Source organism: Cobetia sp. SIMBA_158 (assembly GCF_046566945.1).
Lineage (GTDB): Bacteria > Pseudomonadota > Gammaproteobacteria > Pseudomonadales > Halomonadaceae > Cobetia > Cobetia amphilecti.
On the sequence record NZ_JAWJYL010000910.1, the window covers coordinates 1 to 244 of the forward strand.

Sequence of the window (244 nt, forward strand, 5' to 3'; positions counted from 1 at the left end):
AGCTGTCGGTGATGTCGCCGCCCGAGTGATCCTCGGTCTCGCCATCCTCGACGTAGCGGTAGGTAACCTCACCGGTGCCGGCGTCATAGCCGGTCACGCTCAGGGTGCCTTCGCTCCCCTCGATGACCACCGGGTCGGCCTCGGTCGCATTGGTGATGTCGACCGGCGTATCCGCATCGACGCCAGCAATGGTGACCGTGGCAATCCCGGCAGTGGCGGCGACCGTGAAGCTGCCGGTGACGGT

General features: G+C 66.4%; 1 protein-coding gene. It reads right to left on the reverse strand.

Translation table 11 applies throughout. The annotated features are described in order from the left end of the window. The coding region (locus tag R2R70_RS22455) for a hypothetical protein (protein WP_410979266.1) at window positions 1–244 on the reverse strand (244 nt) is incomplete at both ends.